The sequence below is a fragment of the Phytomonospora endophytica genome (assembly GCF_014202425.1).
In the GTDB taxonomy this organism is placed as follows: Bacteria; Actinomycetota; Actinomycetes; order Mycobacteriales; family Micromonosporaceae; genus Phytomonospora; species Phytomonospora endophytica.
Map to the genome: position 1 here is coordinate 1 of NZ_JACHGT010000031.1, position 13,713 is coordinate 13,713.

Here is a 13,713-nt window from a genome sequence, read left to right on the forward strand (position 1 = left end):
ACAACCGTCCACAGACCCGACTGGCAGGTTTTCTATTATCTAACAAGTCTATGTCTAACCGTGTAACTCAGTCTTGCTTGTCTTTCCGGTCTTGCTCGCTTACTCTATCAGGCCCGTTTTCGGCCCCGTTTCCGGGGTCTTGCCGGATCTGGATCTTCGTGCTAGACTTGCTCGGTTTCCCGTCTCTAGCTCGGTGAACCTTACCAGATCCGTTTTCCGGCCCGTTCTCGGGGCCCTCACTCGGTTCCAGCTGCGGTTCCGCGGTTCTCACCGCCGAGCCAGACTAGCAAGTCCGTTGCCTCCCCGAGTCGCCGGGGCCAGCTGAGCTAGCCCGTCAACCTCGTTTTGGCGCAACCCCACCAGCCTACCATCTTCGATCCAGGTCCGCAACTAGGGGACTTCGCCTCCTGAGTGCGCACCCTTCTCGAACCCTGATGGGTCGGAGAGTGGGATTGTCCTGCGGGCCTGCCGGTCCAGGTTGAGAGGCTTGCGCTTCTCGTCCTTTCCCGTCCGGTTCCCCGCGGGCAGACAGAAATTTACGGTAGGCCTGCACAGACGAGAACACCGGGGTCGGACTAAGTGTCCGCCCCGGTGTTATCGCAGCTCAGGAGTCTTCCAGCTCCGCGTGGAGCTCGGCTCGGCGTGCCCTGCGGGCTTCGAGCCGCTCGGTCGCGCCGACGCGTTCGTCGGGATCCATGCGCGGGTCGGTGCCCCGGGCGCCGACGGGAGCCTGCAGGGTCGGCAGGGTCGGCTGCCAGTCGAACTCCTGCGTCCCGATCCGCACCGGGCAGCCGGGCGTGGCGCCGGCCTTCGCCAGGGCCGTCTCGACACCGAGGCGTGCGAGACGGTCGGCGAGGTACCCGATCGCCTCGTCGTTGTTGAAGTCCGTCTGGCGCACCCAGCGTTCGGGCTTGCCGCCCTTGACGACGTAGACGTCGTCTTCGAGCTCGATGGTGAAGTCGGTGTCGTCGACGGCGGCCGGACGCAGCACGACCCGCGTCGGCTCCAGCGCGGGCTGCGCGGCCCGGTGCGCGGCGACGGCCTCGCCCAGCGCGTAGGTCAGCGGCTTGAGTCCCTCATGGGTCACCGCGCTCACCTCGAAGACCGGGAGCCCGCGCGCCTCGATGTCGGCGCGGACGTACTCGGCGAGGTCCCTTGCGTCGGGCACGTCGATCTTGTTGAGCACGACGAGCCTCGGCCGGTCGGTCAGTCCCCCGTACTCGGCCAGTTCGTGCTCCAGCGCGTCGATGTCCGACAGCGGGTCGCGCGTGGACTCCAGGTTCGCGCAGTCGATGACGTGCACCAGCACCGCGCAGCGCTCGATGTGCCGGAGGAACTCCAGCCCGAGCCCCTTGCCCTGCGCCGCCCCGGGGATCAGCCCGGGAACGTCGGCGACCGTGTACGTCTCTTCGCCGGCCTGGACGACGCCCAGGTTCGGCACGAGCGTGGTGAACGGGTAGTCGGCGATCTTCGGCCGTGCCGCCGACAGCACCGAGATCAGCGAGGACTTGCCCGCCGACGGGAAACCGACCAGGCCGACGTCGGCGACGCTCTTGAGTTCGAGGACGACCTCGGTCACGTCGCCGGGCTCCCCCAGCTCGGCGAAGCCCGGTGCCCGGCGCTTGCTGTTGGCGAGGGCCTGGTTGCCACGGCCGCCGCGACCGCCCTGCGCGGCGATGTAGGTCGTGCCCACACCGACGAGGTCGGCGAGGATCTGCCCGTCGCGGGTCTGCACGACCGTCCCGTCGGGCACGCCGAGGACGAGGTCCTCGCCGTTGGCCCCGTTCTTCATGGAGCCCTGGCCGCCCTTGCCGTTGGTGGCCTTGGCGTGCGGACGGAAGTGGAAGTCCAGGAGCGTGTGCACCTGTGGGTCGACGGTGAGGACGACGTTGCCGCCGTGTCCGCCGTTGCCGCCGTCCGGTCCGCCGAAGGGCTTGAACTTCTCGCGGTGGATGGAGACGCATCCGTGGCCGCCGTTACCGGCCTGGATGTGCAGCACGACGCGATCGACAAAGCTGGTCACGAGACCACTGTCCCTCATGTTTCGAGAGCCGAATGAGAAAACACCCGGGTCGGGAGGTGTGACACCTCCCGACCCGGGTGGGATGTTCTGCGCGCCTGAAGCGCCTACGCCTCGGCGGCGACGATGTTCACGGTCTTGCGACCGCGCTTCGTGCCGAACTGAACGTGACCGGGGGCCAGCGCGAAGAGCGTGTCATCGCTGCCGCGGCCGACCTGGTCACCCGGGTGGAACTTGGTGCCGCGCTGGCGGACCAGGATCTCACCGGCGTTGACGAGCTGCCCGCCGAAACGCTTGACGCCCAGCGACTTGGCGTTGGAGTCGCGACCGTTCCGCGAACTCGACGCACCCTTTTTGTGAGCCATGCTGGCGCCTACTTCCCGCTGTCGATGCCGGTGACCTTCACGCGGGTCAACGGCTGGCGGTGACCCTGGCGCTTGTGGTATCCGGTCTTGTTCTTGAACTTGTGGATCTTGATCTTGGGGCCCTTGGTGTGCTCCACGAGCTCACCGTTGACGGTCACGCCGGCGAGCTTGTCGGCGTCGGTCGTCACCGCGCCCTCGTCGACGAGCAGCACGGCAGGCAGCGTCAGGGAGTCGCCCGGGTTGCCTTCGAGCTTCTCCACCACAAGTACGTCGCCTTCGGCGACCTTGTACTGCTTGCCGCCGGTCTTGACGATCGCGTACATGGGACGCTGTTCTCCTTCGAATCCGAATTCAGGCCGTCGACAAGGGTACTTGACGACGGCACTCGGCCCCAAACGGGGCCGCGTGCGTGTGGTCACTGGGCCGGTTCGGTGACTTTACGGGTCCCGGCGAGGACGGTCGCGACCGCCTCCACCGCGTCGCCGCCACCGGCGTCCCGCGCACCCTCGGAGGCCCGGCCTTCGGTGGCCTCCTTGGCGTTCTTGCTGTTGCGCTCGGCCTTCTTCTCCGACTTGGCGTTCTTGCCGCCGCCCTGCTGCTGTTGCTGCTGCTGGCGGCCGCCGCCCTTGCCCTGCGACTGGCCGTTGCCGCCGCCTCCACCGTGCTTGTCGTGCTGGTCGAGGTGGACGATCACGCCCCGGCCCTTGCAGTGCTCGCAGACCTCACTGAAGGCTTCGAGCAGGCCCTGGCCGATGCGCTTGCGCGTCATCTGGACCAGGCCGAGCGAGGTGATCTCGGTGACCTGGTGCTTGGTGCGGTCCCGGCCGAGGCATTCGGTCAGGCGGCGCAGCACCAGGTCGCGGTTGGCCTCAAGGACCATGTCGATGAAGTCGATGACCACGATGCCGCCGATGTCGCGCAGCCGCAGCTGGCGGACGATCTCCTCGGCGGCTTCGAGGTTGTTGCGGGTGACGGTCTCTTCGAGGTTGCCGCCCTCACCGGTGAACTTGCCGGTGTTGACGTCGATGACCGTCATCGCCTCGGTGCGGTCCAGGACCAGGTGGCCGCCCGAGGGCAGGAACACCTTCCGGTCGAGGGCCTTGAGCAGCTGCTCCTCGATGCGCATGTCGGCGAAGACGTCGCCCCTGCCGGTGTGCCGGTGCAGCCGGTCGAGCAGGTCCGGAGAGACCGCCGACAGGTAGTCGCGCACCTCGTCGTAGGCCTCGTCGGTGTCGACGACGAGCTCGCGGAAGTCCTCGTTGAAGACGTCGCGGACCACGCGGGTGACGAGGTCGGGCTCCTGGTAGAGCAGCACGGGGGCGCCGCCCTTGGAGACCTTGCCCTCGATCTCCTCCCACTGGGCCTTCAGGCGCTCGATGTCGCGCGCCAGCTCGTCCTCGCTGGCCCCCTCGGCGGCCGTGCGCACGATCACGCCGGCCCCTTCGGGAACGAGCTTCTTGAGCACCGACCGCAGGCGGCGGCGCTCGGTGTCGGGGAGCTTGCGGGAGATGCCCGAGGCGTTGCCGTTGGGCACGTACACCAGGTGCCGGCCGGACAGCGCGATGTGGTTCGTCAGGCGCGCGCCCTTGTGGCCCATCGGGTCCTTGGTGACCTGCACCAGGACCGAGTCGCCCGACTTCATCGCCTGCTCGATCGAGCGGGCCCGCCCGGCGAGGCCGGTCCGGTCCCACTGGACCTCACCGGCGTACAGCACGGCGTTGCGGCCGCGGCCGATGTCGACGAAGGCGGCCTCCATGCTCGGCAGCACGTTCTGGACCTTGCCCAGGTACACGTTGCCGGACATGCCCTGCCCGCCCGAGCGGGTCACGTAGTGCTCGACCAGGACGCCGTCTTCGAGGACGGCGATCTGGGTCCGCTCGGCGAGCTGGCGGATCACCAGCTGGCGGTCGACGGCCTCGCGGCGGGCGAGGAACTCCGACTCGGTGAGGATCTGGGGACGCGTGCGGTGCTGGCCGCGGCCGTCCCGGCGGCGCTGGCGCTTGGCGGCCAGGCGGGTCGACCCCGACAGGCCCTGCACCTCGTCCTCGACGGGCCGCGGCTTGCGGACCTTGACGACGACGTCGGTGCCCGGCTCGACCGGCGAGTCCTCGCCGCCGTCGGCCGCGTCGGACCGGCGGCGCCGGCGGCGACGCCTGCGGACACCGTCTCCGGCGTCGGCGGAGTCGTCGTCACCGTCGTCGGCCCGCGACGGGGTGTTGTCGGCCTCGTCGTGCGGTTCGTCATCGAACTCGCCGTCGAGCTCCGAGGCTCCCTTGCCGCGGCCACGGCCACGGCGCCCGCGACGACGACGGCGGCGCACGCCGTCGGGGCCGAGCTCCTGGTCGTCGTCATCGTCGCCGTCGGCTTCCGCCTCGGCGACGGGCTCGGCCGGGGCCGCCTCGGCGGCCTTGACCTTGCGGGAACGGCGGGTTCGTTTGGCGGGAGCGTCGGCTGCCGGAGCCTGCTCCCCCGTGTCAGCGGCGGCGGGGGCCTCGTCCGGAGGGCCCTCGGCGCGTGACGCGCGTTTACGTGTAGTGGCCGCCGGTTTGTCGGACTTGGCGGCGCTCTTGGACCTGGTCTGCTGTCGAGCAGGGGCGCGGTCGTCGACCGGAGCGGCCACGGGTGCGGCCTCCGGTGCGACGAACAGGACCGGTGCGGGCTGAACTCGGCCCGCCTTGCCCTGTTCGTCCGCTGTCTGCTTCGGCTCGTTTTCGAGCATGTGGGTCTTACTCCGTATCCGCCGCGCCCGGGCGCGAAAAGTACGCTGCCACGCGGGTGCGGCACTGCTGGCCGATGGCCTTCCCAGACCACCGAAAGTCCTCCACCTGGTCGACACACTTGACCAGGGCCGCCGGTTGACGGCTATTCCGTGACGACCGTGCCACGATCGGGCCCGAGCGGATCGGCGAGCCCGCCGACGGCGGACAGGGCGAACCCCGCGCCGGTGGCGGATTCCGTGCCAGCGGAGAAGGGAGTGGACCCTTCACCGTGCTCGGCGACCATGCCCTGGGCAAGCCGGGTGACTCGGGGTGGCACCGGCGGCTCCAAACCGGCTGCAACCCGCAGACCGGCCAGGACGTCATCGGGCCGTACAGACGGTGTGACGTGCTGTACGACAAGGTCGAGTATGGCACACGAGTCCGCGTCCGCCGCGTGCGGCGCGGACAAGGCGCCGGATTCGTCACTGTGAAGGCCTAGGTGCAGCACCGGCTGACGGGGGTCGATCGTGCGGTACCCCTTCTTCGTCATGCGCTGTACGGAGATCTCCTCGGCGTTCAGGAACGCCGTGATCGCGTCGGTGGCCTGGGCGTCGGTCACGCCCGGCAGCTCCAGCCGCCAGTGCGAGACCGTCAGCCGCTCGTCGAGGCTCCCGCCGGTCGACTCGGCGGCCTCCAGGACGTCCAGGCCGGGTGGGAGGGCCGCGTCGAGGTCGCGGACGAGGTCGGCGGGGTCGATGCGGCGCTGGAGGGCGATCTCGGCGTACTCGGCCTCGCTCGCCACCCCGGTCGGCGCCGCCGAGGTGTAGGAGATGCGCGGGTGCGGGTGGAAGCCCGACGAGTACGCGATCGGCAGGCGCGCGCGGCGGACCGCGCGCTCCAGCGCGCGGGCGAAGTCGCGGTGGGAGGTGAAGCGCAGCGGGCCGCGCTTGGCGTAGCGGATGCGGATGCGCTGAACGACCGGCGCCTGCTGCTCGGGCTGTACGCGGGCCATCACACGCCGCCCTTCCGCGCGATTCGGTCGCCCGGGGACACCGGGTGCCGCCGAGCGCCCTGGTCGTGCCGCACGCTCGCCAAAAGCCTGGTCCTCATCACGCCTCATCCGCCTCGTAGGACTGACTGCTCGGGACCACACCACGCGAAGGCTGACCGGTCACGGCCAGCGGCAGGAGCTTCTTGCCGGTCGGCCCGATCTGGATCTCGGTGTCCATCGCCGGGCACACGCCGCAGTCGAAGCACGGGGTCCAGCGGCAGTCGTCCTGCTCGACCTCGGCGACCGCGTCCTGCCAGTCGGCCCACAGCCAGTCCTTGTCCAGGCCCGAGTCGAGGTGGTCCCAGGGCAGCACCTCGGTCTCACCGCGCTCGCGGGTGGTGTACCAGGCCAGGTCGACGCCGAAGCGGGCGAGCGCCTTCTCGGCGGCGCCGGCCCAGCGCTCGTAGGAGAAGTGCTCGGTCCAGCCGTCGAAGCGGCCGCCGTCGCGCCAGGCCTCCAGGATGACCTCCGACACGCGGCGGTCGCCGCGGGAGAGGAGTCCTTCGATGAGGGAGGGCTGTCCGTCGTGGTAGCGGTAGCCGATGGCGCGGCCGAGGGAGCGGTCGCTGTTGATCTCCTTCTTGAGGAGGTCGAGGCGGCGGTCGACGGTCTCGGGGTCGGCCTGGGCGGCCCACTGGAAGGGCGTGTGCGGCTTGGGCACGAACCCGCCGATGGAGACGGTGCAGCGGATGTCCTTGTTGCCCGCGGCGGCGCGGCCGGCGCGGATGACCTCGTGGGCCATCTTGGCGATGGCGAGGACGTCCTCGTCGGTCTCGGTGGGCAGTCCGCACATGAAGTAGAGCTTCACCTGGCGCCAGCCGTTGCCGTAGGCGGTGACGACGGTGCGGATGAGGTCTTCCTCGCTGACCATCTTGTTGATGACGCGGCGGATGCGCTCGCTGCCGCCTTCGGGGGCGAAGGTGAGGCCGCTGCGGCGTCCGTTGCGGGAGAGTTCGTTGGCGAGTTCGACGTTGAAGGCGTCGACGCGGGTGGAGGGCAGGGAGAGGGAGACGTTGTCGCCCTCGTAGTTGTCGGCGAGCCCGGAGCAGACGTCGCCGATCTCGGAGTGGTCGGCGCTGGACAGGGACAGCAGGCCGACCTCGTTGAAGCCGGATTCGGCGATGCCCTTCTGGACCATCTCGCCGATGGTGGTGATGGAGCGTTCGCGGACCGGGCGGGTGATCATTCCGGCCTGGCAGAAGCGGCAGCCCCGGGTGCAGCCGCGGAAGATCTCGACGGCGTAGCGCTCGTGGACGCTCTCGGCGAGCGGGACGAGGGGCTTCTTGGGGTAGGGCCAGGCGTCGAGGTCCATGGTGGTGCGTTTGTGGACGCGGAAGGGGACGTCGGCGCGGTTGGGGACGACGCGCTGGATGCGGCCGTCGGGGAGGTAGTCGACGTCGTAGAAGCGGGGGACGTAGACGCTCTCGGTGCGCGCGAGGCGCAGGAGGAGTTCGTCGCGTCCGCCGGGTCGGCCCTCGGCCTTCCAGGCGCGGATGATGCCGGTGATCTCCAGGACGGCCTCTTCGCCGTCGCCGAGGACGGCGGCGTCGATGAAGGGCGCGATGGGTTCGGGGTTGAAGGCGGCGTGGCCGCCGGCGATGACGATGGGGTGGTCGTCGGTGCGGTCGCTCGACTGGATGGGGATCCCGGCGAGGTCGAGGGCGGTGAGGAGGTTGGTGTAGCCCATCTCGGTGGCGAAGGAGATCCCGAAGGCGTCGAAGGCCTTGACGGGGCGGTGGGCGTCGACGGTGAACTGCGGGACGCCGCGTTCGCGCATGAGCGCTTCGAGGTCGGGCCAGACGGCGTAGGTGCGTTCGGCGAGGACGTCGTCGAGTTCGTTGAGGACCTCGTAGAGGATCTGTACGCCCTGGTTGGGGACGCCGACCTCGTAGGCGTCCGGATACATAAGGGCCCACCGCACGGTGGTGGTGTCCCACTCCTTGCGGACCGCGCCGAGTTCGCCGCCCACGTACTGGATCGGCTTCTTCACCAGGGGCAGTAGCTGCTCAAGCTCGGGGTACACCGACGTCACGCTCATAACCATCCAGCCTAACGAGCGCCCCTGCGTACCCTTGCTGCGAGTGGCGGCTGGGGGACGGCGGCCACGGGCGGGCGGTGCTCCTACGCCTGTCAACATCGACGAACGAGGTGATCGTGACCACTGCCCAAGCACCCGGGCAGCCCGGCTACCTGGGGCGGCACCGGCCGCCCAGTCGCAAGAGGCTGCTGGTGAAGGTCGCCGTGGTACTCGGCGCGGTGGCCGTCGTGCTCACCGCGGTCGGGGTCGTCATCACCGTGACGATGGACGGTGACGACAAGGGCCGGTACGCGGCGGGGGCGGTGACCGACCTGTGCCCGCTGGTCGACGCCGAGCCGGTCGCGGGCTGGCAGCTGACCGAGCGGGAGCGCAAGCCGTCGACGGTGGCCGAGCCCCGGCCGGAGGCCGTCGGCTGCACGGTGCTGCTGTCCGCCGAGGAGGAGGCGACGGTCTACGCGACGGCCGAGCTGCGGGCGACCTTGCGGGTCTACGCGAGCGTCAACGACGCCAAGGCCGGCTACTCCGGGACTCTCGACTTCGAGCGTTCCGAGCAGCGGGAGCCCGAGATCTTGTCGGGGGTGGCCGAGCAGGCCGGTTTCGTCACGGAGGTGACCGACGACGCGGGCTCGGAGTTCCGGCTGCGGGCGCGCGACAGCAACGCCACGGTGGACGTGACCGTCTTCACCACCGGCCTTTCGGCCGATGACGTATCTAACGATCAGGTAAAAGACGCGCTCATTAAGATAGGGACAAAAGTACTCGAAGGAGCGCGTTCAGGGACGTAGCGCCCGGCGGTACGGGGGCCTCCGGAGGCACTATCGAGGTGCATACACCAGGGGAGGCTCCAACACGCCCGGCCTCGTGCCAGGGCGCAGGTGGGCATGGGCCATCCTCGACACCTGAGCCCGCTTTACATCGCCGTAGGAGGCAAGGCCCGTGACTGGACCGTACCCGCCACCACAGCAGCCGTGGCAGAACGACGGTTCCTGGCAGCAGCCACAGCCCGGGCAACAGCCCGGCCCACCCCCGCCCCAGGACCCGACGGCCGCGCCGTCGTACGACCTCTACCCGCAGACCGGCGGGTGGCCCGACCCCAACCAGGCGCCACCCCCTCAGGCCCCCGCCTACGGTCCCCCGCCCGGACCGCCGGTGTACGGCCCCACCAGTGCTCCCCCGTACGGCCCGACCAGCGCGCCGCCTTACGGCCCGCCCGGGCAGTTCATGCCCCCCGGCCCGCCGCAGGCCCCGCAGAACAACAACAAGGGCTGGATCTTCGGCGGTCTCGCCGTGGCCGCCGTCGTCGTCCTGCTGGTCGTCGGTTTCGTCGTCGTCAACGCGATGAGCTCCGACGACAACAGCAACAACAGCGGCGGTGGCGACTCGGGCAACTCCGGTTCCAGCGGCGACGACGGGGACGACTCCTCGGCCGCGAAGTACAAGGAGGTCGACGACCTCTGCTCGGTGGTCTCGGAGAGTTCCTACTCCGACGTCCTCGGTGCCGCCGGTGCGGGCACGCCCTCGAACACCGACTACGGCTCCGGCCCGGCGATGTCCTGCTACCAGGACCTCGAAGGCAACGAGTACGACCTCGGGACGCTGGCCACCAACGCGACCCTCTTCGACGACACCTCGCAGGTCGCCTCGACCTACGACAGCTACCTCAGTGTCTATGAGACCGGCGGCGTGACCGGCACGGACGTGTCCGGTCTCGGCGAACGCGCCAAGATCGTCTTCGACGACGCGATCATCCCCTCGGCTTACCTGATCGTGCAGGACGGCAACCTCGTCGCCGACGTGCGACTGTCGACCACCGAGGACGCGATCGGCGACTCCGCGCTCCAGACGGCCGTCGAGGCCGTCATGCGGGACATGCTGACCGGCCTCGCGGCCTGACGCTCCACCGACCGGCCCGCTCCCGTGTGGAGTGGGCCGGTCTTTCGTTCGCCGCACGGCACAACTCCGGGAGAAAACCGGTGGTCCCGGCGGTGCACAATGACAACCACGCCGCCGTGATCACGGCCGGACACCGCAGACGAGGCCCGGCCGGCGTCGAGCCGAAGGCCACCAGGAGGCAGGTCATGACCAGTCCATTCCCCCCGCCACCCCCGTCGCAGTGGGGTCCGGACGGCACCGGGGAACCGTCGGACATGGACGACCCGCCCGCGAAGGGACCGACCTCCTACGAGCTCTACCCCGCCGAGGGCGGCGGCTGGCCCGACCAGCCGGTGACCTCGGTCCCGTCGCCCCAGCAGCCTCCGCCGGGATACCCGCCGCAGGGTTACCCGCCGCCGCAGGGATACGCGCCCCAGCCGCCACCGCCCCCGGTCTACGCGCCCGCGCCCTACGCGCCGCCGCAGTACATGCCCGGGCCGCCGGTGAAGTCGGGCGGCAACAAGGGCTGGATCATCGGCGGCATCGTCGCCGGGGCCCTGGTGATCGTGTGCGTCGTCGGCATCATCGTCATCGGCGCCCTGGTGAAGGCCGACGAGGAGGAGCCGCTGGCCTACACGCCGACCGTCGCGGCCGCCCCCGCCGGCGGGAGCTACTCCAACCCCAGCGACCTGTGCGACGTGATCGACATCGACCGCTACGCCACGGCCTTCGCCATGGAGCAGGACGGGACCCCGTCGAACACCAGCAGCGACTCCAGCACGGGCGCCGGCTACGGCTGGTCCAGCTGCTACATCTCCCTGGACCGCGAAGAGCCGACCTTCGACTACGCCAGCCTGAGCGTCGACCTCACCATCGACTCCGCCGACTACCTGGAGACCTCCTACGACAGCGCCGTCAGCGCGATGAGCGGGACCTCCTACAGCGGACCGTCCATCGGCGAGGAGTCGGACTGGTCGGCCGGGGACTCCACCTACGGTGAATCCCTCTCGGTCGTCATCCGCAACGGCAACGCCGTCCTGCGCGTCTCGTTGAGCGACAGCGCCGACGCGGCGACCCGGGAAGGGCTCGCGAACCTCATCGTGGACACCGCCAACGAGGTCTTCAACGCGATCTGACGCCGGTATGGGTGAACCTGTACCGGGCGGGGGCGACTACGCTGCAATGTCGTACGTGAGAAAGTCGCGTCATTCGATGCTTTCGGCGGCGACGCCAGCGCTTGGCCACCGCCGGCCACAACGTGGAGGTTGAAGTGGGATCGCATCACGCCGGACCGGAGTATCCGGGTGACCAGTACCCGCAGGACGACCGAGCCCGCCAACCGCGGCCGAGGCAGGCGGGCTGGGAGCGGCGTGAGCAGGACCCGGGGTCTCCCTACGGACGTGGGGGGACTCCCCCACCTCCTGCGGGGCAGCAGCCTCCGCCGGCTTCGCCGCCTTCGCCGTCGGAAGGGCGCGGGGGCTACGGCGGCGCGCCGACGAACCCCTACGCGCAGGGCGGCGGGTACCGCGAAGAGGGGACGGGACGGCACGCGACGCAGCCGCCGGTTCCTCCACAGTCGTCCGGCGGATACGGGGGTCCGCCCCCTCCGCCGCCTTCGGGGCAGCAGCCCCCCGATCAGGGCCGCCGACGCCGTCGATACGCCGATGAGGAGGAGCAGGGCTACGCGGCCGCCGCGCCGACCTCGGCGCCTCCCTCCGAGGCGACACGGGCCTTCCGGCCCCTGGCCGTCGACCCCGACCCGTACCACCCCGACCTCGCCGACGGTTCCTCCTCGGCCTGGGACGACGACCACGGGACGCAGGTCTACAGCCACCTCGGCTACGTCCCCCGTGAGGAACGCCGCCCCCGTCCCGCCCGGGAAGACGACGACTTCATGTCCCCGTCGACCGACAGCGGCGCCGACGACAAGAAGTTCAAGTCGATGCGCCGCGCCCGCAAGGCCAGCGGCCTGACACGGACCCTGGTCATCGTCGGCGTGGTGCTCGCCCTCGCGGCCGTCGCGGGCGGAGCCTGGTGGCTGTTCGGAACGGGTGACGACGGACGCACCGACGCCGGCGGCGAATACGCCGTGCTGGAGAAGCCCTGCTCGGTGCTGGACCAGGCCGCCGTCGCCGACTACTCACTGGCCGAGGACACGGCACGCCACCGCGAGACGAGCGAACCGAAGACCGACGGCGGCGCCGAACAGACCTGCTCGGTCTCCCTGAACGGCGACGGTGGGATCAGCGTCGACATCGCCTTCGACTCCCGCGTCTACGACTCGGCGGCCAAGGCCAGCAACGACTGGGAATTCAAACTCGACGAACAGAAGACCCAACCCGACGGCGGATGGAAACTCACCGAGATGTCGGGGATCGGGACGCAGGCCTACTCGCTGCTGCGCTCATGGGACGGCGACGCCGACGCGGCGAACTACCGGATCCACCTGTGGGACGACAACGTCTCACTGGAGGCGGGACTGACGATCTACAGCCAGGAGACCGTTGACGACGCGGACATCGCGGCCCGGGCGGAGGCACTGGTGAAGGCGTACCTGGCGGGGTGGCGGGGGTAGGGGTCGTGGGGGGGGGGCGGCTTAGTGCCACTCGTGGGGGGCGCGGGGCACGCGGCTTAGCGGCACTCGCGCGAAGCGCGGGGGGCGCGAGGCACGCGGCTTAGCGTCACTCGCGTGAAGCGCGGGGGCGCGGCTCAGTGCCACTCGTGAGGGGACGCGGTGTGGCTGCCCGGTGCGAGGCACGCGGCTTAGCGTCACTCGCGTGAAGCGCGGGGGCGGGGCTCAGCGTCATGCGCGCGAGGCGCGAGGGCGGGGCTCAGCGTCACTCGCGCGAAGCGCGAGGGCGGGGCTCAGCGTCACTCGCGCGAAGCACGAGGGCGGGGCTCAGCGTCACTCGCGCGAAGCACGAGGGCGGGGCTCAGCGTCATGCGCGCGAAGCGCGGGGGCGCAGCTCAGTGCCACTCGTGAGGGGACGCCGTGTGGCTGCCCTGCGCGGGTGCGGGGGTGCGGCTCAGCGTCATGCGCGCGAAGCGCGGGGTACGCGGCTGCTGCCAGGTATGGAGGCGCGGGGTACGCGGCTCGCGTAGAGCGTGGGTGCACGGCTGCTGTCTGGCGAGGAGGTGTGCCTTGTGCGAAGCGGGGTTGCGACCTACCGCCATTCGCGCGAAGCGCGGGTGTGGCTGCCCGGCGCGGGCGTGGGCCTAGTGCGGGGTGCGCGGCTCGCGCGAAGCGCGGGCGCGGGCGCGGGCGCGGGCTAGCGCCACTCGCGCGAAGCGCGGGCGCGGGCGCGGGCTAGCGCCACTCGCGCGAAGCGCGGGCTAGCGCCACGCGAAGGGCGGCAGCGCGGCGGTGGTTGGGGCGAAGCCCGAACGCAGGGCGCCTGCGGGTTAGAGCTTGGTAATGCGGGGACGAGGCTTTCTCGTCCCCGCATTGCTGTGTGGCGGAGGGCGGGGTTCGCGGAGGGGGCTGGGTCTTGGGTCTCGGGTTTTGAACTTTCGCGTAGCGAGGGCTCGGGGCTTAAGACTTCGGCACGAGAGCCGTGAGGCGAGGGCTTGGTTTTCGCGTAGCGAGTCTCGAAGAGACTCGCGCAGCGAGTTCCGGGTCCAGGGACGGAGTCCCTGGTGGGGTCTGGGGCGAAGCCCCAGCGGGGGTC

9 protein-coding genes and 1 pseudogene are annotated in these 13,713 nt (G+C 70.3%); 4 read left to right on the forward strand and 6 right to left on the reverse strand.

Annotated features, from left to right (window positions below):
- Positions 1–604: 604 nt before the first annotated feature.
- The 6 genes and pseudogenes from obgE to HNR73_RS38850 form a co-directional block, all read right to left on the reverse strand.
- On the reverse strand, positions 605–2,023 hold the full coding sequence (obgE, locus tag HNR73_RS38825) for a GTPase ObgE (RefSeq protein ID WP_184793095.1): 1,419 nt from the start codon (positions 2,021–2,023) through the stop codon (positions 605–607).
- A gap of 104 nt (positions 2,024–2,127) precedes the next feature.
- Complete coding sequence (gene rpmA / locus HNR73_RS38830) at positions 2,128–2,385, reverse strand: 50S ribosomal protein L27 (RefSeq protein WP_184793096.1); 258 nt, start codon at positions 2,383–2,385, stop codon at positions 2,128–2,130.
- An 8-nt stretch (positions 2,386–2,393) separates the two neighbouring features.
- Positions 2,394–2,708, reverse strand: a complete 315-nt coding sequence (gene rplU, locus HNR73_RS38835) for a 50S ribosomal protein L21 (protein ID WP_184793097.1) — start codon at positions 2,706–2,708, stop codon at positions 2,394–2,396.
- 134 nt (positions 2,709–2,842) lie between these two features.
- Positions 2,843–5,182 (reverse strand): annotated as a pseudogene (locus tag HNR73_RS38840) (Rne/Rng family ribonuclease); the annotation flags it as partial.
- A gap of 65 nt (positions 5,183–5,247) precedes the next feature.
- Positions 5,248–6,096, reverse strand: coding sequence for a TIGR03936 family radical SAM-associated protein (locus HNR73_RS38845; RefSeq protein ID WP_184793098.1), 849 nt, complete (start codon positions 6,094–6,096; stop codon positions 5,248–5,250).
- Positions 6,097–6,193: 97 nt separating this feature from the next.
- Positions 6,194–8,173, reverse strand: coding sequence for a TIGR03960 family B12-binding radical SAM protein (locus HNR73_RS38850; protein ID WP_184793099.1), 1,980 nt, complete (start codon positions 8,171–8,173; stop codon positions 6,194–6,196).
- A gap of 116 nt (positions 8,174–8,289) precedes the next feature.
- Between HNR73_RS38850 and HNR73_RS38855 the strand changes: the two genes are divergently transcribed.
- From HNR73_RS38855 to HNR73_RS38870, 4 genes are all read left to right on the forward strand, one after another.
- Positions 8,290–8,958 (forward strand): hypothetical protein, encoded by a 669-nt coding sequence (locus HNR73_RS38855; protein WP_184793100.1) that lies wholly within the window; start codon positions 8,290–8,292, stop codon positions 8,956–8,958.
- Positions 8,959–9,109: 151 nt separating this feature from the next.
- A complete protein-coding gene (locus tag HNR73_RS38860; RefSeq protein WP_184793101.1) occupies positions 9,110–10,066 on the forward strand; it encodes a hypothetical protein in 957 nt (318 codons plus the stop codon).
- A gap of 185 nt (positions 10,067–10,251) precedes the next feature.
- Positions 10,252–11,181, forward strand: coding sequence for a hypothetical protein (locus tag HNR73_RS38865; protein WP_184793102.1), 930 nt, complete (start codon positions 10,252–10,254; stop codon positions 11,179–11,181).
- A 134-nt stretch (positions 11,182–11,315) separates the two neighbouring features.
- A complete protein-coding gene (locus HNR73_RS38870; protein WP_184793103.1) occupies positions 11,316–12,620 on the forward strand; it encodes a hypothetical protein in 1,305 nt (434 codons plus the stop codon).
- Positions 12,621–13,713: the final 1,093 nt, after the last annotated feature.